This window comes from Desulfomicrobium escambiense DSM 10707, from assembly GCF_000428825.1.
GTDB classification, from domain to species: domain Bacteria; phylum Desulfobacterota; class Desulfovibrionia; order Desulfovibrionales; family Desulfomicrobiaceae; genus Desulfomicrobium; species Desulfomicrobium escambiense.
On the sequence record NZ_AUAR01000001.1, the window covers coordinates 397,909 to 419,795 of the forward strand.

Annotated in this window: 16 protein-coding genes, 1 tRNA gene and 1 pseudogene; 5 read left to right on the plus strand and 13 right to left on the minus strand. The window is 61.9% G+C overall.

The annotated features are described in order from the left end of the window. Positions 1-20 precede the first annotated feature (20 nt). Positions 21-1,118, plus strand: a complete 1,098-nt coding sequence (locus G394_RS0101725) for a PAS domain-containing sensor histidine kinase (protein ID WP_028576174.1) — start codon at positions 21-23, stop codon at positions 1,116-1,118. Positions 1,119-1,147: 29 nt separating this feature from the next. Here G394_RS0101725 and G394_RS17535 read toward each other — a convergent pair whose 3' ends face one another. Next, positions 1,148-2,062, minus strand: coding sequence for a DUF362 domain-containing protein (locus G394_RS17535; protein WP_051306879.1), 915 nt, complete (start codon positions 2,060-2,062; stop codon positions 1,148-1,150). Next, positions 2,055-2,888 (minus strand): rhodanese-like domain-containing protein, encoded by an 834-nt coding sequence (locus G394_RS0101735; protein ID WP_028576175.1) that lies wholly within the window; start codon positions 2,886-2,888, stop codon positions 2,055-2,057. The genes G394_RS17535 and G394_RS0101735 overlap by 8 nt, the downstream gene beginning before the upstream one ends. 247 nt (positions 2,889-3,135) lie before the next feature. Here G394_RS0101735 and G394_RS0101740 point away from each other — a divergent pair, with 247 nt between their 5' ends. After that, positions 3,136-4,545, plus strand: a complete 1,410-nt coding sequence (locus G394_RS0101740) for a mannose-1-phosphate guanylyltransferase/mannose-6-phosphate isomerase (RefSeq protein WP_028576176.1) — start codon at positions 3,136-3,138, stop codon at positions 4,543-4,545. Between the two features lie 245 nt (positions 4,546-4,790). On the opposite strand, the gene ylqF is transcribed toward G394_RS0101740, so the two are convergent. The 6 genes from ylqF to G394_RS0101770 all read right to left on the minus strand — a co-directional run bounded on the left by ylqF (position 4,791) and on the right by G394_RS0101770 (position 10,956). Continuing rightward, entirely contained in the window at positions 4,791-5,630 is an 840-nt protein-coding gene (gene ylqF, locus G394_RS17540; RefSeq protein WP_043774330.1) for a ribosome biogenesis GTPase YlqF, read from the minus strand. A gap of 1 nt (position 5,631) precedes the next feature. Further along, complete coding sequence (locus G394_RS0101750) at positions 5,632-7,713, minus strand: M3 family metallopeptidase (protein WP_084435200.1); 2,082 nt, start codon at positions 7,711-7,713, stop codon at positions 5,632-5,634. Between the two features lie 231 nt (positions 7,714-7,944). Further along, the gene (locus tag G394_RS19910; RefSeq protein ID WP_156902374.1) at positions 7,945-8,604 is read right to left on the minus strand and encodes a hypothetical protein; all 660 of its coding nucleotides are present in this window, start codon (positions 8,602-8,604) and stop codon (positions 7,945-7,947) included. A gap of 65 nt (positions 8,605-8,669) precedes the next feature. Continuing rightward, complete coding sequence (locus tag G394_RS0101760) at positions 8,670-9,683, minus strand: tryptophan--tRNA ligase (protein WP_028576178.1); 1,014 nt, start codon at positions 9,681-9,683, stop codon at positions 8,670-8,672. Between the two features lie 11 nt (positions 9,684-9,694). Beyond that, positions 9,695-10,345, minus strand: a complete 651-nt coding sequence (locus tag G394_RS0101765) for a site-2 protease family protein (RefSeq protein WP_028576179.1) — start codon at positions 10,343-10,345, stop codon at positions 9,695-9,697. 44 nt (positions 10,346-10,389) lie between these two features. Then, positions 10,390-10,956 (minus strand): UbiX family flavin prenyltransferase, encoded by a 567-nt coding sequence (locus G394_RS0101770; RefSeq protein ID WP_028576180.1) that lies wholly within the window; start codon positions 10,954-10,956, stop codon positions 10,390-10,392. A 96-nt stretch (positions 10,957-11,052) separates the two neighbouring features. Here G394_RS0101770 and G394_RS0101775 point away from each other — a divergent pair. Then, positions 11,053-11,129, plus strand: a tRNA-Arg gene (locus G394_RS0101775). A 134-nt stretch (positions 11,130-11,263) separates the two neighbouring features. Here G394_RS0101775 and G394_RS0101780 read toward each other — a convergent pair. The 5 genes from G394_RS0101780 to G394_RS21580 form a co-directional block, all read right to left on the minus strand. Beyond that, positions 11,264-14,392, minus strand: a complete 3,129-nt coding sequence (locus tag G394_RS0101780) for a DEAD/DEAH box helicase (protein ID WP_028576181.1) — start codon at positions 14,390-14,392, stop codon at positions 11,264-11,266. Beyond that, positions 14,392-14,817 (minus strand): (deoxy)nucleoside triphosphate pyrophosphohydrolase, encoded by a 426-nt coding sequence (locus tag G394_RS0101785; RefSeq protein ID WP_028576182.1) that lies wholly within the window; start codon positions 14,815-14,817, stop codon positions 14,392-14,394. Before G394_RS0101785 ends, G394_RS0101780 begins: the two co-directional genes overlap by 1 nt. 118 nt (positions 14,818-14,935) lie before the next feature. Further along, positions 14,936-16,528, minus strand: a complete 1,593-nt coding sequence (locus tag G394_RS20505) for a nuclease-related domain-containing protein (RefSeq protein ID WP_084435202.1) — start codon at positions 16,526-16,528, stop codon at positions 14,936-14,938. 405 nt (positions 16,529-16,933) lie between these two features. Continuing rightward, entirely contained in the window at positions 16,934-17,875 is a 942-nt protein-coding gene (locus G394_RS17550) for an HNH endonuclease (protein WP_051306881.1), read from the minus strand. 128 nt (positions 17,876-18,003) lie between these two features. Next, the gene (locus G394_RS21580) at positions 18,004-19,902 is read right to left on the minus strand and encodes a DNA recombination protein RmuC (protein ID WP_245578237.1); all 1,899 of its coding nucleotides are present in this window, start codon (positions 19,900-19,902) and stop codon (positions 18,004-18,006) included. A 285-nt stretch (positions 19,903-20,187) separates the two neighbouring features. On the opposite strand from G394_RS21580, the gene G394_RS17560 reads away from it, so the two are divergent. Then, the gene (locus tag G394_RS17560; RefSeq protein ID WP_051306882.1) at positions 20,188-21,510 is read left to right on the plus strand and encodes an SLC13 family permease; all 1,323 of its coding nucleotides are present in this window, start codon (positions 20,188-20,190) and stop codon (positions 21,508-21,510) included. 155 nt (positions 21,511-21,665) lie between these two features. Next, a pseudogene (locus G394_RS0101815) lies at positions 21,666-21,887 on the plus strand (IS1634 family transposase); the annotation flags it as partial.

The window sequence follows — 21,887 nt, forward strand, 5'->3', positions numbered from 1 at the left end:
CCGACAAGGAAAACCCGATTATGCACAATTACGCCGACCTGCATGGGCGGTTCATGCGCGCCGGGCATCTGGCACATATCCTCGACGAGTCCCACGCCCTGATCATCGTCCTCGATGCCGAGCGCAGGCTCGTCCACTGCTCCAAGGCCGTGCTCGACCTCGTCGGCGCGGCTCGCCTCGACGAGCTCTGGGGCCTGCGGCCCGGGGACTTCCTGCGCTGCGCCAACGCCTGCGAGGCCGGTTGCGGCGCCGGCTCCCTGTGCGGGGAGTGCGGCGCGCTGCTGGGCATCCGCTCCGGTCTGGACGGGATCGCGGCCGAAACGGAATGCTCCCTGACCCTCATGTCGCAGGATCAGCTGCAGGCCCGGGAATTCAAGGTCAGGGCCATCCCCGTGTCCCTGGACGGCCAGCCCTTTGTGGCCGTGTCCCTGCAGGATTGGACCCACGAGAAGCGCTGCCGCTCCCTGGAGCAGGTCTTCCTGCACGACATCCTGAACACCGTGGGCGCGGTCAAGGGCATCCTCCATTTCCTGCGCGCGGACATGACCGGTGACAATCGCGAACTTCTGGACACCATCCTGCCCTATTTCGACCTCTGCGTGGATGAGATCTCCGCCCAGCAGAAGCTTCTGGCCGCCGAGAACAACGAACTGCGGCTGAGCCTGGAGCGCTTTTCCCTGGGCCAGCTCCTGCAGGGACTGGCCAACATCCACACCCAGCACGCCCTGGGCAGGGGCAAGGACATCGTGGTCGAGATGGAGACCACGGCCGACGAAGTCATTTCCGACCGCACCATCGTACACCGCATGTGCATGAATCTGCTCAAGAACGCCCTGGAGGCCACGCCCGAAGGCGGGACGGTGCGCATGCGGGCCGGCGTCGGGCCGGACGTCTTTCATGTCTGCGTCCACAACCCCGGTGCCATGCCCCAAGACGTGCAGCGCCATCTCTTCCGCCGCTCCTTCTCCACCAAGGGCCAGGGGCGGGGCTTGGGCGTCTACAGCGTGCACCTGCTCTGCGCGAACTACCTGCAGGGCCGGGTCTGGTTCGAAACGGGCGAGGCCGGCACGACCTTCCATCTGCGCATCCCACAGGGGCAAGACCTGCAGCAGGCCTGACGGGTCCGCGCCGGATCGGCCTCAAGCCCTCAGGAACCGCCGCGGCGCGACAGCCATGCGCGGCGGATGAGGCTCTTCAGCAGGACATCGGGCCGGAAGGACTCCGGCTTGAGGTTTTGCGGAAGTTCAAAGCCCGCAGCGTTGAAATCTCCCGGACACAGTCGCGGAAAATTCAGTTCATCGGTCCTTGTCCCTGCCAACCCCGCACGTTCGCAGGCCCTCCAGACCGGAAAGGACTCTGGCGGCGCCCTGAGCACCATGGCGCTGGCCGTGTCCAGGGCCACGGGGTTCGCGCTGGCGGCGAGGAGCCCCAGGGGGAACGGGTCACCGGCGATGGGGCCCGTGCGGTGCATGGCCTCCACGCCGTCCATGAGGCTGACCACGGGCGGCAGGACATCCATGAGCCCGCAGATCATGTCCGCGAACCGCCCGCCCTTGTCCCCATGCACGGCATGCAGCCAGGCCTTGCTCACGCCCGTGACGCATCCGAACAGGTTCTTGACCGCGCCGCTGTAGCGCATCTGCGAATGGGCCTTGAACTTGGGCAGGTTCAGGATGAGGTCGGCCTCCAGTGCGTCGGCCGAGACCGGCACGCGGACCGACCCGCTCGGCACCTTCACGCCGCGGCCGAGGGTGACGACGGGCACGCCCAGGGGGCGCAGCATTTCCGGCAGGCCGATGGCCGAGGCGACGGCCTGGGCCGTGCCGAAGGCCGGGGAGTCCCCGACGGTGACGCGTGCGCCGCATTCCAGGCAGTGCCGGGCCGCCGCGGCGATGACCGAGGCGTGGGTGCAGCACAGGGGGGCGCCCTTCAGGGCCACGAAATTGGGCTTGATCAGCACGCGGGTGCCGGAGATGTCGGGCAGGAGCCGAGCCAGGAGAAGGGAGACGGTTTCGGGGGCCAGGGAGTAGTCCCGGGCCCGCTCCATGAGGACGTCAGGCACCGAAGGCCTGGTTCAGGGCCTTGGAGATGACCCGCACGTGGGCCTTCTCCTGTTCGGCCAGGAGCATGTAGGTCGTGGCGGCCTCGGGGTCGGCGTCGCGCTTGGCCAGACCGCGGTAGAGATCGTAGGCGTAGTATTCGATCTCGCAGGCCAGTTCCAGCAGACGCAGCTTGCGGTCGTCGGGGTTTTTCCCCAGGCGGGCCATCCAGGCCGAGATGGGTTTGCCGCCCTCCATGATCTTGCCGTCGAGACGCTCGAAGAGCGCTTCGAAGGACTCCGGGGCAGGGGCCTTACGGTGCTTGGACCAGTAGGTGAAGATGCTCTTGGCGTGCCCTTCCTCCATGCCGCCCAGGTCCTTGAGCATGTCGCCGAGTTCCGTGCCGGCGTATTCCTGGGCGAGGTCCCGGTAGAAGAGCCAGGCGCCCTTTTCCATGTTCATGGCGCGGTAGAGCGTCTGGGCCAGCGGCATGTCCCGCGGGAAAAGCTCGAGGTGCGGGATGTCCTTGAGCTCCTTGCCTTCCCAGCCGGCGATTCCGCCCACGAGGTTGTAGATCATGCCCTGTCGCGGCCCGATGTCCTTGATCAGGGCCGCGGCCACGGCGGACCTGCCGCCCGTGCGGCAGTAGAGGATGAGGTTCTGCTCGCTGCCCAGTTCGCCGATGCGGTTCTCGATCTCGGGCAGGGGGATGAGCTGGGCGCCGGGAATGTGCCCTTCCGCGTACTCGCGGGGTTGCCGCACGTCGATGAGCAGGTAGTTGCGTTCCCTGGTTTTGGTGCGGAATTCCTCCAACTCGTCCGGGAAGATATTGATCACGTTCCTGCTCATTGCCGCCTCGTATGTGGCCAAGGTTGATCGAAGTCCTCCCCATACGGCAAAGATTTGCATAAATCCAGTAGCCTGCGGACCGGCTCCCGGCGGGGCCGGACGGCATCGGGCGCATCGGGCGCGGCGAAATGTGGTTTGATTTTCTCATGATCTGGGATAGATGGTTGCCGTTTGCGTCGCGGTCCCGCCCGCGACCGCGTCCGGCTTCTGCCCGGCGCGCTTCCGTCACGTCTTCCCGGAGTATCGCATGATCATACCCGTCATTCTGGCCGGCGGTTCCGGCACCAGGCTCTGGCCCCTGTCGCGCAAGCTCTACCCCAAACAACTCCTGGCCCTGGTGGACAGCAGCACGCTGGTCCAGAACACCCTGTCGCGGCTGCACGGGCTGAACGACCTGGCCGATCCCCTCATCATCTGCAACGAGGACCACCGCTTCATCATCGCCGAGCAGATGCGGGCCATGGGCGTGACCCCGGACGCCATCATCCTCGAACCCGTGGGCCGCAACACTGCCCCGGCCGTGGCCGTGGCCGCCCTGCGCGCCCTGGAGAAGGACCCGGACGGGGTGCTCCTCATCCTGCCGGCCGACCACCTCATCGCCGAGCCGGCCCGCTTCCACGCCGCCGTGAACGAGGCCTCGGCCCATGCGGCCAAGGGGCATCTGGTCACCTTCGGCATCGTGCCCACGGCCCCGGAGACCGGCTACGGCTACATCCTGCAGGGCAGCCCCCTGGAAGAGGGCACGGCCCGGGCCATCGAGCGCTTCGTCGAGAAGCCCGACCTGCCCACGGCCGAGAGCTATGTGGCCACGGGCGAATATTTCTGGAATTCCGGCATGTTTCTTTTCCGTGCCGACACGGTCCTGGCGGAACTGGAGCGTTTCGCCCCCGCCATCGTCCAGGCCTGCCGCGAATCCCTGGCCAAGGCCGGACAGGATCTGGACTTCCTGCGCCTGGACCGGGCCGCCTTCGAGGCCTGTCCCGAGGACTCCGTGGACTACGCCGTCATGGAGCAGACGGACAAGGGCGCCATGGTGCCCCTGTCGTGCGGCTGGAACGATCTGGGCTCGTGGGAGGCCCTGTGGCAGGCGGGGAGCAAGGACGAGAGCGGCAACGTGATCCGTGGCGACGTGGTGACCTGCGACGTCCACGACTCGTACCTGCACGCCGAGACGCGCCTGCTGGCGGCCGTGGGGCTGCGCAACCACATCGTGGTCGAGACCGCCGACGCCGTGCTCATCTCGCCGCGGGACCGGGTGCAGGAGGTCAAGAAGATAGTGGACAAGCTCAAGGCCGAGAACCGCATCGAGGCCGTGGCCCACAAGAAGGTCTTCCGCCCCTGGGGGCACTACGAGTCCATCGGCGACGGCGCGCGCTATCAGGTTAAGCGCATCACTGTCTCGCCGGGGCACGTCCTGTCCCTGCAGAAGCATTTCCACCGCGCCGAGCACTGGGTCGTGGTCCAGGGCACGGCCGTCGTGACGCGGAATGACGAGGAAATCCTGCTGCGCGAAAACGAATCGGTCTATCTCCCCCTGGGCGCCGTGCACCGCCTGGCCAACCCGGGCAAGATTCCGCTGGAACTGATTGAGGTGCAGGTGGGCAGCTACCTGGGCGAGGACGACATAGTGAGGTTTGAGGATGTTTATGGGCGTTGAGGGGCGATAAAGGGCCGATTGCCGCGTCGCCGCGATGAAAAATGGAGCCTCATGTTGACGGCTACACTTCGGCTCCTTTTTTCATCGCGCTCCTTGCACTCGGCCCTTTCTCGCCCCTCAACGGGGTGCGAGGCGGGTGAAGAAAGCACAATCCCCGCTTGCCGATCCGGGCAGGCGGGGATTGTGCTTTCTTGGTCCTATGGGTCCCATAAGTCCTATAGAACCTATAATTCATCTCCAACAGCTCAGTCTTTCTTAGCCTTGGGCGGCTTCTGCAGGCTGATGCGCCCTATCTGCCCCGCCCGCAGTTCGTTCAGCAGGATGCCGGCGGCCTTGTCCTGATCCACCTCGCCGCCCTTGACCAGGCAGCCGCGCTTGCGGCCCACGGCTTCCAGCAGTTCGAGCCCCCCGGCGGGCAGTTCCGTCAGCTTGTAGCGCGCCTGCAGCAGTTCCGGGTATTCGCGCAACAGGTAGACGCCCGCGCGGGCGGCCACCTCGGCGTTGTCCATGGCCGTCTCGCGCACGGCGCCGCTGGCGGCCAGCATGTAGGAGGCCTCTTCGTTCTCGATCTTGGGCCAGAGCACTCCGGGGGTGTCGTAGATGGTCAGCTCGTCGCCGATGTGCACGCGCTTCTGCTTGGTGGTGATGGCCGCCTGGTTGGCGGCGCGGGCCACCCGGCGGCCGACGAGGGCGTTCATGAGGGTGGACTTCCCGACGTTGGGGATGCCGACGATGAGGCAGTTCACGGGCTGCATGATGAAATTGCGCGGCGGGACCATGCCGGGCAGCACGGCCAGGATGCGCTTTGCGTCCTTGGCCGAGGTGCCGACGATCTCCATGGGCACGGCGCCCTGCGTGCGATAGAAGTCCTTCCAGGCCTCGGTCACGGCCGGGTCGGCCAGGTCGCTCTTGTTCAGGACCTTGAGGCAGGGGCGGCCGCCGCGCAGTTCGCGTAGCAGGGGGTTTTCGCTGTAGCCCGGCAGGCGGGCGTCCAGAACCTCGATGACCACGTCGACCTTGGCCATGACGAGCGCGATCTGCTTGCGGGCCCGGTGCATGTGGCCCGGGAACCATTGGACGGACATGTCAGCTCCTCCCGCCGGGCAGCAGCCCTTCCTGGCGCAGCAGGGCCTGCGGGTCGGGTTCGCGGCCGCGGAAGAGTCGGAAGACGTCCATGGGGTGGCGGCTGCCGCCCAGGGCCAGGACCGTGTCGCGGAAGCGCCGGCCCAGGGCCCTGCGCGCGTCCGGATCGTCCAGCCCGGCTTCCTCGAAGGCCCCGAAGGCGTCGGCACTCAGCACCTCGGCCCACTTGTAGCTGTAGTAGCCCGCGGCGTACCCGCCGGAGAAGATGTGCGAGAAGGAGCACAGGAAGCGGTCCTCGGGCAGGGGCGGCAGGGGCAGGATATCCTGGGCGATGGCCTGGGCGACGGCCAGCGGGTCGAGGCCGTCGGGGTCGGCCGTGTGCAGGGCCAGGTCCGTCAGGGCGAAGGAAACCTGGCGCAGGGCATTGGAGCCGGCGCGGAAGGTGCGGGCGCCGAGCAGCTTGTCCGCCATGTCCTCGGGCATGGGCTCGCCGGTCTGGTAGTGCCGCGCCAGTCCGGCCAGGGTCGGGCGGTGGTAGCACCAGTTCTCCATGAACTGGCTGGCAAGCTCCACGGCGTCCCATTCGACGTTGGAGATGCCGGCCACGAAGCCGTGCCGGACAGTGGTCAGCATGTGCTGCAGGGCGTGTCCGAACTCGTGGAAAAGGGTCGTCACCTCCTGGAAGCTCATCAGCGACGGCGCCCCGTCCAGGCCCGGGCGCTGGTTGCAGTTCACGTAGGCCACGGGCAGGCGGATATCGCGTCCCGATGCCGCGCAGACGGTGCTGCGGCCGCACAGCTCGTCCATCCAGGCCCCGCCCCGCTTTTCCTCGGGCCGGGCGTAGGGGTCGAGGTAGAGCCCCGCGATTTCGAGGCACTGTTCATCGAGGACGCGGTAAAACGTCGCGTCGGGATGCCAGACGGGCACTCCGTCGGCCGCCTCGATGCGGACATCGAAAAGCTCGCCGATGCTTTCGAACAGCCCCTTCAGGACCGCCGGCAGGGGGAAGTAGGGACGGACAAGGTCGTCGCGCAGCCCGAAGCGTTCCTCTTTGAGGCGCTCGGTCCAGAACATGACGTCCCAGGGCTGGATTTCCTCGTCCTGGCCGTGCTCACGGGCCAGATCGCCCAGTTCGATGAGGTCGCCCAGACCCGGGTCCGTGGCCGCGTCGCGGATGGTGTGCAGGAGGCTCTCGATGCCCGCCACGTCCGGAGCCATCTTGCGGGCCAGGCTCATGGCCGCGAAATTCCCGAATCCGAGCATCCCGGCCTGCTCCCGGCGCAGGGCCAGGATGCGCAGGATGAGCGGCAGGTTGTCATTCTCGCCCGAGGAGGCGCGGGTGATGTAGGCCCGGTAGACCTCCTCGCGCAGGTCGCGGCGCGAGGCGTGCTGCATGAAGGACAGGAAGGACGGCAGGTCCAGGGTCACGGCCCATGGGCCGGTTTCGGCCGTGGCGTCTTCGTGGCCGCGGGCCCTGGCCTTGCCCGCGGCCAGGCTCAGGGAGTCCGCGGGCAGCCCCGCGACGTCGTCCGGGCTGGTCAGGACGAGGGCGTAGGCCTGCGTGGCGTCGAGGACGTTGTTGGTGAAGCGGGTGGACAGCTCGGCCAGTTCCTGGCTGATGGCGTTGAACCGCTCGCGGGCCTCGGCTTCGAGGCCCACGCCCTGCAGCGCCGCGTCGCGGGCCAGGAGGGTGATGGTGCGTTGCAGTGCCTGGCTGAAAGTCTGATATTCGGGGCCTTGCAGCAGGGCCGTGAGGGCTTCGTACACCGGGCGGCTCTGGCCCAGGCGGCTGGAAAATTCCACCACCAGGGGCTGGGCCTCGGCATAGGCCTTGCGCATGGCCGGGGAGTTCCTGACGTTGTGCAGGTGCGTGGCCAGGCCCCAGGCCCTGGAGACGCGGTCCGTGAGCCGTTCGAGGGGCACGAGGAGCCCGTGCCAGGTGGCAGGGCGCGAGGCCTCCAGCATTTCAAGCTCCGCGGTGCTGCGGGCCACTGCCTCCCGGATGGCGGGGACGACATGATCGGCGGTGATGGCGGTGAAGTCCGGGAAAATCTCCCAGTTCAGGATGGGGTTGTGCTCGGGCATGGCGGTCCTTGGCATAGGGATGTTTGTGACGTGTTCCGGTCTACAGAAAAGGGGAGGGGCGGACAAGGCGCATCGGTTGCGAGCTGGGGCCTGTCCCGTCGTCCCGGAAAGCGAGAGGCCCGGTTGCCCGGGCCTCTGATTGTTCAAAGGTCATCGCTGACGGCGCAAACTCATGGTGCGGGGCGCCGCAGGTTCCGCGCGTCCCGCGGGCGGAGCGCGCCTGACGTCCGCCTAGTTCTGGGCGTTCAGTTCGGTCTGCACCTGCTGGATGAGCTCCTTGGCCTTCATCAGCTTGTCCTGCTGCTCCGGGGACTGGAGCTGGCCGGACATGTAGGAGGTCTTCTGGCTCATCTCGTCCAGGATGCTGCTCATGAGCGCGGCGCGGGTCTTGGCGGGCAGGGTTTCGAGGTCCGCCACCTTGGATTCCATGGTGCCGACCTTGGTGTCGAGGGTGGCCACGGAGGTCTTGATGGAGGCCAGGTCCTGGACCTGGGCCGTGAGGCTCTTGATGTTCTGGTTCAGGTTGAAATAGAAGCCCAGAAGCAGGATCACGGCCACCAGGGAGGCGAAGAGCGCCGCCTTGCTCATGTCCTTGCGCGGGGGGGCGGGGGTTGCCGCGGGCTCGCCGGCCGAAACATGCGCGTCATGCCCGGCGAACGTATCGGTTGACTCCGGAACGACCGATTCGGCCTTGGCCTGGAGCAGTTCCTCCACTTCGTCATGGGTCATGGACTTTTCCCTGGTCATTTCCCTGGCCAGTCCTGCGAAATCCTCGTAGGGCGTCACCTTAGCGGATTTTCCGGCAGTTTTGGGTTCCTTGACGACCTCGGTCAGCGCGGGCTTCTTGGCCTTGCGCTCCAGTTGCACGACTTTCTTGGCGGCTCCCATCATATCCTCCGTCACGAACAAATAAGAATGCTTCTATACAAAGGCCGGTCCGAAGGCCAGCCCCGGTTTCAGGCCGTCAGGGTGCGGATGCCCACGGACTTGCGGATGCGCTCCAGGAAGGGGCGACTGTAGGCCCGGGCCTTCTCGGCGCCTTCCTTCAGCACCTTTTCGATGTAGGCCGGGTTCTGCATGAGCTCGGCGTATTTCTCCCGCGGCTCGGCCAGCTGCGCGTTGACCACCTCGAAGAGATCCTGCTTGACGTATCCCCAGCCGATGCCGGCGGCGAACTTGGCGCGCATCTCCTCGACCTGGGCCGGGGTGGCGAAGGCGCGGTACATGTCGAACAGGGCGCAGCCCTCGGTCTCCTTGGGTTCCTCGGGGGCCTGCGAGTTGGTCACGATCTTCATGATCAGCTTGCGCAGGGTCTTCTCCGGGGCGAAGAGCGGGATGTAGTTGTCGTAGCTCTTGCTCATCTTGCGGCCGTCGAGGCCCGTCAGCACGGCCGTGGACTCGTCCACGCGGGCCTCGGGCAGGACGAAGTGCTCGCCGAAATGGTGGTTGAAGCGCTGGGCGATGTCGCGGGTCATCTCCAGGTGCTGGATCTGGTCCTTGCCCACGGGCACGATATTGGCGTTGAACATCAGGATGTCGGCGGCCATGAGGATGGGGTAGCAGTAGAGCCCCATGGTCACGCCCTTGTCCGGGTCTTGGCTGCCGTTCTCCTCGTTCTCCTGGACAGCGGCCTTGTAGGCGTGGGCGCGGTTCATGAGGCCCTTGGCCGTCATGCAGGTCAGGATCCAGGTCAGCTCCGGGATCTCCGGGATGTCGGACTGGCAGTAGAAGGTGCTCTTGTCCGTGTCCAGGCCCAGGGCCAGCCAGGTGGCGGCCACTTCCAGGCGCGACTGGTGCACGCGCTCGGGGTCCTGGCATTTGATCAGGGAGTGAAAGTCGGCCAGAAAGTAGTAGGAGTTGACATTCTCGTCGCGGCTGGCCTCAATGCAGGGGCGGATGGCGCCGACGTAATTGCCTAGGTGTGGCGTGCCGGAGGTGGTGATTCCGGTCAGGACGGTCTGTTTCTTCATCGGTGAAAACCTTAAAGCAGTGGTTTGATGATCATATTTTGCACGAAGGCCGAGACGGGGGACAGGATCATGCCCAGTCCGCCGGTGATGGCCAGCAGAAGCAGGATGATGAAGCCGTAGCGCTCGAGCTGCATGAACTTCATGGCCAGATGGCCCGGCAGCAGGCTGGCCAGGATCTTGCTGCCGTCCAGGGGCGGGATGGGCAGCAGGTTGAAGGTGCCGAGGATGGCGTTGATGAAGACGCCGGCCACGGCGATGTTGATCATGGGCCGCAGCACGTATTCGGCGGACTGGGCCGAAGGTCCCTGGGCAAAGGCCAGGAGGATCTTGAGCACCAGGACGAAGAAGATCATGACCGCGAAGTTGGCCATGGGCCCGGCCAGGGACACGTAGAGCATGCCCTTGCGGTAGTCCTTGTAGTAGTTCGGGTTGATGGGCACGGGCTTGGCCCAGCCGATGAGCTGGGTCAGGACCAGGACCAGGGTGCCCACGGGGTCGAGGTGCTTCAGCGGGTTCAGGGTCAGACGCCCGGCCAGCTTGGCCGTGGGGTCGCCCATGAGATAGGACACGTACCCGTGCGCGAATTCGTGGCAGGTGATGCCGAGGAAAAAGGGCAGGGCGATGATCGAGAAATGGTGCAGGGTCTGGCTTATGTCGAACATAGACTGCATCGGCTATCATCAAGCGCCCCGGCGGGCAACTCCTTTCAGCGCCAGCGGGCGTAGAGGTCGTGGGGGATGGAGAGCTGCTCCATGACCCTGCCCGTGAACTGGGCGACCAGCTCCTCCACGGACTTGGGGCGGTGGTAGAAGCCCGGGCACGGCGGCATGATCACGGCCCCTGACCGCCGCGCGCGGAGCATGTTTTCGAGGTGGATGTCGCTCAATGGCGTCTCGCGCGGCACGAGGACCAGCGTGCGGCGCTCCTTGAGTGTCACGTCGGCGGCGCGGTGGATGAGGTTCGCGCCCACGCCCGTGGCGATGGCGGCCAGGCTGGCCATGGAACAGGGGCACACGATCATGCCCGAATGCTCCCAGGACCCGCTGGCCGGACCTGCGGCGATGTTTTCAGGCTCGTGGATGACATGGAAGAACGCATCCAGCTCGGCCGGGTCCGTGCCCAGTTCGTGCCGAAACACCTGCCTGGCGGCATCGGACACGATCCCGTGCAGCTCCACCCCCTGCGCAGTGCGCAGGGCGCGGGCCAGACTGCGGGCATACTCCATGCCGCTGGCCCCGGTAACGGCCAGGACGATGCGTCGGGTGCTGCTCATGACCTCTCCTCGTGATTCAGTTTGCGGACAATCGGGCTATCCCAGACGAGAAAGCTTGACAAGCCCGGGCCGTCTGCATAGGTAGTCTTTCCTCGTGCGCAATTAGCTCAGTTGGATAGAGCGTTAGCCTCCGGAGCTAAAGGTCGCAGGTTCGATTCCTGCATTGCGCACCATAGAAATCAAGGGTTTATCGGATACTCGCCGGTAGGCCCTTTTTCTTTCCTCTGCACGCTTCCCTGCACTCAGAACCTCGCCCCGCATGGCCTTCTGCCACTTACCGTTACCGTTACATCAAGCCGTCCCTGTTTTAGCCGCCTTTTCTGTTGTCCTCGAACATTTCGACAGGCATCGGGTGTTCCAATTTCCAGACCATCTTGATCGGTCGTTCACTCTCGAAGTTCACCAGTTGCACCGGTCCCAGACAGGTGAAGGGGGCTGTGATCCCGTTTCTTTTCTTCTGGCCGCGGGCAAAGAGAAGGATCGTGTAGCCGCGGTCCTGGTGATGGATCAGGTTCTGGCCGTCAGCATGATGTTGGGCGGTGTTGGCCTGGGACTCCCAATGCACCAGTTCGCGGTTGATCGGGTAGTCCGCGTACATGGTGCTTGGTGAAAACTCTTTTTCTGTTTTTTGGAATGTCACAAGCAGCGCGAAGGTTTTGATTTCCGCAAAATGCAGCACTCCTACGCCAGTTTGACCGGCTGATTCCAAATTTGCTTTGCCGAGGGCCGCTTGAATCTCCTTGATGCCGTAAAAGGCATGCAATTCCAGCGGGCAGGCAAAGGGAAGTCGTATTCTATGGCCTGCTGTATGGCTGGTTTCCTGCGACCATGCCAGTATCTCGTCCAGATCGGCGCAGATCGTGGGGTTTGCCGCCAATCGCGAGAACGCCTCTTCAAGTGAGGCAATGCTAACGTTGTTCCCTTTGTCACCCCAAATTCGGTAGTAGATCAGAAATATCGAATCACCGGCCAGCGTTACGGCCTCGGAAACATGTCCCGCGATGATCCTGCGAAGAATCTGGCGATAGAGCGCCGCTTCGCATGGTCCGCTGATGAACGCCGCGCGAATCAACGCCTTCTTCAACCTGTTCAAGTCCGGATCTGCGGGAATCGGGGCCAGTAGCGCCTTTGCCTTCCAGCCGCTCCATGTTTCTTTGGTCAGTAGCACCTCTGGCTCGTAGTCATGGTAGCGGATGAAATTTCCGAATGTCAGGTTCTGACCCGTCTCGCTGGTGAAAGAGTGGAGGCGTTCGGGTACCTGGACGGCAAGGCGCCTCAGGTTCTCTCGGATGTTCTCCAGGACGTATTCCCTCGACAGCCGGTCAAGCTGAATGGAGCAGCCGGCAGGCAGATGTGGGAAATCGAGTTCCACCTCCTTGTCGATGGCAAAACGGTGCCTGGGGAGGAGGGCCTTGAATTTGCTGTCTGCGCGGAACCGGCGGTGCGCCTGACCGACAAAGTCGAGGACCGTGAGGCAGTCTTTCTCCGGGGCATGACGCAGACCGCGTCCGAGCTGTTGGAGAAAAACGGTCAGGCTCTCGGTCGGGCGCAAAAAGAGGATCGTATTGACTTCGGGCACGTCCACGCCTTCGCTGAGCTTGTCGACCGTGAACAGGAACGAAAGCGCGCCAGTTTTCAATTTGGTCAGCAGGTCGGCACAATCGTGTCCATTCAGACCGGAGACGAAAGCTGCCGAAGGCAGCCCGCGTAGGCTGAGTTGGTCGGCCATGAATTGCGCATGCCGGATCGTCACGCAGAACCCGATTCCTTTGAGGGTATGCAGTTCGGGTTCGTAACGGTGCAAAGCGGAAATGATAGTTTCAACACGTTGTTGGGCACGGGCGCCATCCAAGACGTAGACATTTTCGAGGGCCGATTCATCGTAACGGCCATTGCTCCAAAACTGGTCGCCATTGATGGCAATGGGATCGGCAACGCCGAAATAATGGAACGGGCAGAGAAGTTTTTCTTCCAAGGCCTCGGGAAGACGGATTTCTGCAGTAAAGCGATTGCCGAAATCCGCCGCCACGTTGCCGCCGTCCATGCGCTCGGGAGTCGCCGTGAGTCCGAGGAGAACCTTTGATTCGAAGTGGTCGAATACTGGCCTGTAGCTGTTGGCCACTCCGTGGTGGGCTTCGTCTATGACGATATAGTCGTAAAACGTAGGACCGACGTGTTCCCACAGTTGCCGCGTTGAGAGCATGTTGATGGAGCAGAACAGGTGTTCCAGACGGCCGGCGTTATGGGAGCCGACCTGCAACTCCCCGAAGTTCTGGTCTCTCAAGACCTGACGGAACGTTGCCAGGGCTTGCTGCAGGATTTCCTGCCGGTGGGCCACGAAGAGCAGTTTCGCCTGGCGTTTTTGTTCTTCATAAAACTGCTTGAAGTCGAACGCGGCGATGACCGTCTTTCCGGTACCCGTGGCGGCAATCACCAGATTTTTCCACCGGTCGTGAAGCGATCGCTCCCTTTGTAGCGCCTCAAGGATGCGTTCCTGAAAAGGATGGGGGCAAAGATCGAAAAAGACCGTCGGGGCATCAAGTTGCGGGTTTCTCGCCCGCGCAATGGCTGTGCGAAATGGAGTCGGGTTCTTCGGGTCGAAGGGGATGAACTCGCGGCTATTCCAGTATGTTTCAAACTCGATGGAAAATTTTTCAAGGATATGCGCCATGTCCTGCGCAGTGATCTTCAGATTCCACTCCAGGCCGCTGGTGATGGCGGCGTGCGACATGTTGGCCGAGCCAATGTAGGCCGTTGAGAATCCGGTTTTTCGTCGAAAGTGGTACGCCTTTGCGTGCAGTCTGGTGCGCTCCGTATCGTAGGAAACGCGAACCTGGACGTTCGGCAGGGCTGCGAGCCATTCCACGGCCCTGGCATCTGACGCCCCCATGTACGACGTCGTGATCACGCGAACCGGAATGCGTCGTGCACGCAAATCTTCAAATGAGGCCATCAAGAGGCGCAGGCCGGACCATTTGATGAACGAGAGCAGAATATCCACGCCATCTGCCGAGCGCATTTCTTCGTTCAGTTCATGGGCAAGCTGTGGCTCCTGTGGCGAGCCCGTAAACAGGCTGCTTTCCGAGAGGGACGTGTGTGGGCGCGGAATGCCGGGTTGACCAAAATTCGGTGGAGATATTTCAAGAAGAAGAGGTTTTTGTCCCGGAACAAGGCAATGCTTGCGCAGATGCTCCTTGCCCGGCTGGCTGGCAACCTGTCCGAGAATTTCATTGCACAAGGCCAGCCGTCGTTGCGGATCTGATTCTTCGCGCAGAGACTGCTCCAGCACTCTGGCCACAAAAGCGGCATAACGGCTTGGCTGCTCTTCCTGATCGATCTTGCCGAAGATAGTCCGCAGTTCAGGATGACGATTCAATGATTCCCGAAGCAGTTCGTCAAGAAGTGCATCGTAGATACCTGGCACAGGGTGTTGCATCAGAAGGTCCTGCCGCTTGTGGATACGTACGCCGCGACCACCGAAACATCGGCCTCGGCCCAATCCAAAGAATGTAATTCGCTTGGCTGGAGCCAGAGCAAGGCAGCGTGTTCATGGAGAACAATTTCGCCTTCTTCAATGGTGCAGACGAAAGGGTGTAGAGTGATTGTGAATGTCGGATACTGATGAGTGCTGGTAGGAAGGCTAGGCCCAATGCGTGCCCCAATGCCGAGTTCTTCATAGAGTTCACGGCGCAAGCATTCTTCGGCTGTTTCGCCGGGATCAATCTTGCCGCCGGGAAATTCCCATTTGTTCGGCATGCTCATCGCGGCGCTGCGCTTGGTCGCGAGCACGAGCCCATCACGCTCGATGATGGCGCATGTAACGTGAATGTGTTTTTTCGTTGAGCAGAGATTGTTGTCCATATGTTGTCATTCAAGAATATAGACCATATCACCATTGACGATGAATAAACCTAGTTTAACTCGGAGAACCTTTGTTGTCACTTGGATGAAGTGACACTGTTAGTATGGTTTGAAACTATTAATTGTTGGAACGTTTGAAAGCGAAATCCACCAAAACCTTTGTTTCAGACAAGGAACTTGGGGCCCCATGTTGAAAAAGGAGACTTGTCGACGTTATAAATTTTGGGACGGTGCCTTGTTTTGGCGAAGCGCTCAATACTGTCCTGGCCTTACGCGTATCAGTATTTTCTCCGAACAGTTCATCGAAACCACCCCACGAAGATCCTGTTACCATAAAGAATGCCATTTCTCCTTGAGGGAGCATGCTTGTAAGTTTCTCTCGAGATCGTACGCAAGCACGCAGGATGAGCTTTTTTGATTGCGGGTTGAGCAGTATCAGAATGACATGTTGCCCCTGATCTTCTTGAAAAACAAAGGGAATAGCATTTTGTATATCTTTGGCTGCAACCGCGTGAGTCAGCGGAAAATCCGCTGATGGACCTTGGCGTGTTGGGGCGGACTGGGCTTGAATTGCCGGTTGTGGTCGAGAGGATCCACTGGGGAGCTGATTGGCTTGCGTGGGCGTGAAAATACTGGTCATGGTGGCCCGGATGGTTTTGTACGCGCCGATCAGGAGGAGGGCGGCAAGGGCACATCCTGCGAATTTGAGCGCTAGGGTAGGCCATTGGAATTGTGGGACTTCCAGTTTTATTTGCTGCGAATTCAGGCCGGAAAGAAGGGCCTGTAATGTCGTGGCTAAGTCCTTTGGCCCTGATGTTTGGGCAGAAGGGGTGTCGTGGCGCGTATTCGTTTGCGCATGACCGTAGATGACGCCGCATTTTGGGCATTCGCCTGCGCTAAAATACAGATCGTCGTTTTTTGTGCGTTCATGAAAGCACTTCGGACAGACAATGCCGCCAGTTTGGGATTGTCGAACTATAGGATCGGCTTCTGCGGGCTGGATGGACAACGCTGCTGCCAGCAGAGGGACGATTTGCTCTCTCTTCTGGGACGGAAGACTCCCTCGCTGCGAAAGAATATACGGCCGTAGGTAGCCGACATTGAGCACGGCCACGCCCCGCACCGGACCTCGAACTTCAACAAATCCTCGTGCGAAGCAAAGGATCGGCTTGATCGCGATCCCTCCAAGCCTATCTTTGCCCAGGTGGTCCCGAAGTGAGTATGTTTGTCTCCAGCATTGTTTCAAAAAATCTTTGAAGAATTTTCGGCCGTTTCTGAGGAGAACTTCGTTTTCCTGAGTGATGTTCCCCTTTTGGCTTTTGGTCTCCACCAAAAAGATGCCGTTGGGGCCAAGGACAACATGGTCGATGTTGAAGCCGGGGAATTCGAGGTCATGGAAGACGTAGTAATCGTCAGGGAGCTCCTGCAGGGCTTCGGCGACAGCTTGTTCGGATTTTGCGCCGGTGTCGGCATCGGAAATGCGCTTTTTGAGCTTGAGTCCGACTTCTTCAAGCGACTTTATGCAGAGGACATAGATGGCGGCGACGAGGACGCCCCATACAAAATGTCCACGTTTGAACAGATAATATCCAACAGGTATCAGCAACAGAAACGAAAGCATGGGCAGGGCGATGCGAGAGATCAAATCCTTGTATCGTGTGTCCCCCATGGCAAAAGCGCTTTTGCCTGCTGAACCGAAGACTTGAGCCATCTTTCTCTCGTTTCAAACCCGGTTGGTATTTCTCATTCCCATGAGTGCAGGCTGGCGTAGTGCTATTTCTGCAGACCGAAGTCGAGAAATGCTTAGGAATGTGTAGCTTCCTGATCGCCTGCCTGCCAGGTTATATCTCCACATGATCCCATACAGGTGGGACGAAGCCCCCATGTTCGTTGAGCCATGCGAGCCACTTTTGTTGCCCAGGATCGTTACGCCTTAGGAAATCAAAATTGTCAAGGATGATAGGCTGTAAAACGGGTGCTTGAGGGATACCGTGGGGTGGGTAAGATCAGTCGGGCTGTCATACGTAGTTTCGTCCAATCTCAAGGAATGTTGCGAATTGAATGACACTTTGTTCGTATGCCGAATTTGCCTTCCCATGGGTAAAGATTCGCCAGCTCAACCAAGTTTGTATCGATGCCGATGCCACGCCAGATTCTCCGTCGCCGGGTAATGGCACTCCCTTTCAGGCAGGATCATCGGCCTGTGCGCAAATTGCTGGATATGCCCCGGCAGGTTGCCGTCCCGCGCTATCGAACGGGCGACTATGACGCGGTAGTCGTCGTCAAAGCCCACCAAGCCGCTGTCGAAGGTCCAGTGGCAGAGCTTGCACAGGGCCAGGCCATTGGCGGGGGTGTCGTCGTGGGACACGGCCCAGTCCTTGATGTGGGCGGCGTCGACCGCCGTGTGGCTGTCCGGGGAGATAATGCGGATGCCGCACAGGGCGCAGCGGTGGTCGTAAACCTTGACGATGACCCTGCGGAATGCCTGGTCGCGGACGGGTTTTTCCACGGGTTTTTCGTAGGGCGCCGGCGTTTCCTGGAGGAGTCTGTCGGCGTAGTTGAAGGCCGAAACTTGGGTATTGGCCAGATCAAGCAGGGGCTTTTCCAACATGGGGACGAAGCAGCGGCGAATCAGTCCCAGCCGAGCCGTTGCGCGGTTGATGGGGTTCTTCAGTTGCTCGAAAATTCTCTCATCCAACGATGCGAAAGCGTACCGCTCCCGCACATTCTTCCAGGAGGACGGCTCAGTGGCGGGCAGTGCCTTGCCGGGGACCGGGTGGAGCGTCCAGAACCCGTCCGTCTGCAGATAGAAGAAGGGCAGGTGGATGCTCGGGCGCAGGCGGTCGGGCAGGATGGCGTTCCAGTAGAGCAGGAACGCGTCGGCCAGGTCCTGGTCGGGCACAATCCGGTTTTCCGTCACCCCGCCTGCCTCCATGAGGTCCAGCACGGCCAGCAGCAGGAACGGCTTGTACGGCGCCCGGCCGAGAGTCTCGGCCGGCCAGGTGCTTCTGTTGGTATCCTGCCGGATGGACGGAAAGGTGAATGGTGGCTCAAGCATGGGGCTTTGTAGCGTCCAAGGGAGGAAATGTCAGTAGGAGAATACGCTAATTTTACTGCTTATATCCGGTTCGCGCGTTCTATCTTCCATCATCACTTTGTCCCGCAATGCCAAATTTTCACGTCGTCCTATTGTATTTCAACAACGAGTTCGCCTTCATCGTCATCCATGGGCAGCGAAAGCAGCGTCGAGGATGCCTCGGCTGGCAGTTCCTGGACGCTTCGGAGCTTGCGGCCGATGGCGCGGGTTCGGATCTTGGCCTTTTCGATGGTCTCCGATGCCTGATGAATGCGTTTCTGCACCGCGTCCAGAACCTCGCCGTACTTGGTCCATTCCGTCTTGACCGCGCCGAGCAGGGTCCAGACCTCGCTGGAGCGCTTCTGGATGGCCAGGGTGCGAAAGCCCATCTGCAGGCTGTTCAGGATTGACCACAGGGTGGTGGGGCCGGCGATGACGATGCGGCAGTCGCGCTGGATGCCCTCGGCCAGGCCGGGGCGGCGGATGACCTCGGCGAAGAGGCCCTCGATGGGCAGGAAGAGGATGCCGAAGTCCGTGCTGACGGGCGGGTTGACGTACTTGTCGCGGATGTCTTTGGCGCAGGCCTTGACCCTGATTTCGAGCTGCCTGCCGGCCGTCTCGATGCCTTCGGCGTCGGCGCGCTCCTGGGCGTCGAGGAGGCGCTGGTAGTCCTCCACCGGGAACTTGGCGTCGATGGGCAGCAGCACTGGGGCCTCGCCGTCCTGGCCGGGCAGCTTGACGGCGAATTCGACGCGCTCGGCGCCGTCGCGGGTGGAGGCGTTGCGCACGAACTGCTCGGCGCTCAGGACCTGCTCCAGCAAGGCCCCGAGCTGCACCTCGCCCCACGTGCCGCGCGTCTTGACGTTGGTCAGGACCTTCTTCAGGTCACCCACGCCCGTGGCCAGGGTCTGCATCTCGCCCAGGCCCTTGTGGACCTGTTCGAGGCGCTCGCTGACCTGCCGGAAGGACTCGCCGAGCCGCTTCTCCAGGGTGCCCTGGAGCTTTTCGTCGACGGTCTGGCGCATGTTTTCGAGCTGTTTGGCGTTGTCGTCCTGCAGCATCTTCAGTTTGGTCTCGACGGTGGAGCGGACGGTCTCCAGTTTGGCGGCATTGGTCTCCGAGAGCTGGTTCATGGCCGCGGCCATGGCGTCGAGCTGGGATTTCTGCGTCTTGCCGAGTTCGCCCATGGTCCTGGCCGTGGTTTCGGAGACGGCGGTCAGGGCCCTGACGATCTCCTCCCGCAGCTCCTTGGCGCTGCCCGAGGCCTGGACGCGCATGGCGTCGAGGCTCCCGGAGGTGGTTTTTGTCAGTTCGGACAGCTGCCCCGAGAAGGCGTCGAGCTGGACCTTCTCGGCCGCCGAGAGGTCCTTGAGGGTCGTGTTCATGGACTCGGAGATCTTCGTCAGCGTAGCCACGACTTCCTCCCGCAGGCTCTTGGCGTGGGCAGCGGATTCGAGTGTGACGGCGTCGAGCTTGTCGGAGGTTCCTTTGGCGGCCGCCGCGAACTGCGTGCCGAAGGCGTCCATCCGGATCATCTGCGCCTCGCCGACGCTCTTCATGTTCATGGTCACGGCTTCGGCGATGTCCTTCAGCGTCGAGACCACTTCGCCGCGCAAGGCCGTGGAGTTCTCGGCTGCCTGTTTATCGAGGAGGGCAAGCTGGTCCTGGTTGGATCTGGTGAAGTCGGAAAACTGTGCGGCCAATGCGTCGAACCGACGCCCCTGGGCGCAATGCGCATCGGCCATGCGCTGCAGCACGCCCCCCGCCAGTTCCCTGAAACTCTCGGCGACCTCCCGGCGCTGATCGCCCAGCATGCGACCGGACTCGATCCGTCCCTGGCCGATTTCGTCCTTGATGAGGCGGGCCGTCATTTCCATGGACTTTTCGAAGGCCTCGAGCCGTGCGCCCATGAGCAGGGCGCTGCGCGACATGCGGTACAGAACGACGAGGAGAAGAAGAATGGCTGCCGCGGACAGGGCGACGGGGCCGTACATGAGCAGTTCGTTCACGATCACCTCCACTGGTTCAAGGAGCCTTAGTGGACGGGGCTGACATTATCCAGCCGAAGTTCATGGGTAGTCCCGTGCTGCGGGGATCATCCGTTCCTGGAGACCGGCACTCCCGGGCGCGGCGATCATGCGCTGGATGGGGAATTTCGCGTCTGCCCCGCTGTGCGTCATCAGCGCTCCTCCTGTGGCGCTTTTCGAGGCGCTGCTCATGATTTCAAAATGCGGCAAAGAGGGGTACGGTCGTCCGCGAGGTCCGGGAACTGGGCGTTCTGTAAGGAGGTTGTTATGAGCCACGATCAGATCGCGATCACGGTCGTCATGATGGCAGTCATCGGCATGTTCATGTGGGGCAGGTGGCGGCACGACATGGTGGCGGTCGGGGCGTTGCTGGCCTGTGTCGTGCTCGGACTGGTCGCTCCTGGACAGGCTTTTGCCGGTTTCAGCCATCCCGCGGTGGTCACCGTGGCGTGCGTGCTGGTGCTCAGTCGCGGCCTGCAGCTTTCGGGAGCCGTCGACGTGCTGAGCAGGGCCGTGCTGCCGGATTCCGCCAGACCGACGGCGAGCATAGCGGCGCTGGCTGCCCTTGCCGCTGTCTTGTCGGCTTTCATGAACAATGTCGGTGCATTGGCCCTGCTGATGCCTGTCGCCATTCAGGTTGCGAGCCGTTTGGATCTCCCTCCGGGGAAGCTGCTGATGCCCCTGGCCTTCGGGTCGATCCTCGGTGGCACCATGACCCTGATCGGAACCCCGCCCAATCTGATCGTCTCGGGTTTCCGGGGCTCCCGGCCGGACATGGGCGCCTTCGGCATGTTCGATTTTTCCATGGTCGGCTTGCCGCTGACCGCCGTCGGCGTCGTCTTCATCGCCCTTGTCGGCTGGCGCCTGGTTCCGGCACGGAAGCAGGCCGGAACCGCCGGTTTCGAGACGAGTTCCTACATCACCGAGCTTCGCGTTCCGGAAAAGAGCGCCATCGAAGGCAAACAGGTCCGGGAAGTGACGCGGGTGCTGGCGGATCTCGATGCGCAGATGCTGGATCTCGTGCGCAACGACGTCTACGTGCGCTCACCCCGGCCCGGTAAAGTCCTGAGGGCTGGAGACATCCTCGTGCTTGAAGCGAACGTCGGCGTTCTGGCGGAGGTGCTGTCCCGGCTGGATCTCAAGCTGGAAGAAGACAAGCCGCCGGCTGGCAGCGACGGCGCCGACAAAGGCGATGGCGCCCGTCAGGAAGAGCGCGTCGGCGCCGGCATGGCAAAATCCTCAGGCCGCACCGGGCCCGAAGGCGACCAGGAAGAGGGAGGCGAGACGCCGCCAGAATCCATGCACGACACGGAGGCCGGGTTGGTTGAAATGGCAGTGTTGCCGGAATCGCGGATTGTCGGGAGTTCCGCAAGCGACCTGTTGCTGCGCAGCCGGTACGGCATCAATCTGCTTGCGGTCGCACGGCAGGACTCTTTCACGATTGCCAGGCTTCGTTCCCTCAGGTTCAAGCCCGGCGACGTGCTGCTCTTGCAGGGACGCAGGGACGTCTTGAACGAATTTGCATACAGTTCCGGCTGCGTCCCCCTGGCGCAACGCGACCTGAACAGGAGTTTCGAAAAACTTTCTTGAACATGGTCTATTTTCTTCATAATTCCAGGCTATTATCTCTTTATTTCCTGTAAGACCCCTTCCTTTCCCGTTTTTCCACGACACAACTTGCTGATTTTTTACCAAAAAGAATGATTTTTCTTGCACATGTAAGACCCTTATGATATGGCCGAGACATGGCGCACCTCCATAAGAAAATGAAAAACGGAAGACCCTACTTCTACATCCGTGAGATTGCCCGTGTGAACGGCAAGCCCAAGGTTGTGAATCAGGTCTACCTCGGCACGGTGGAAAAGATCCTCAGCCTGGTCACGGGGCAGAAGTCAGCGGACCTGAGTCGAATTCAGGTTCAGGAGTTCGGCGCGTTGTGGCTGGCAAACGAGATCGAGAAGATGGTC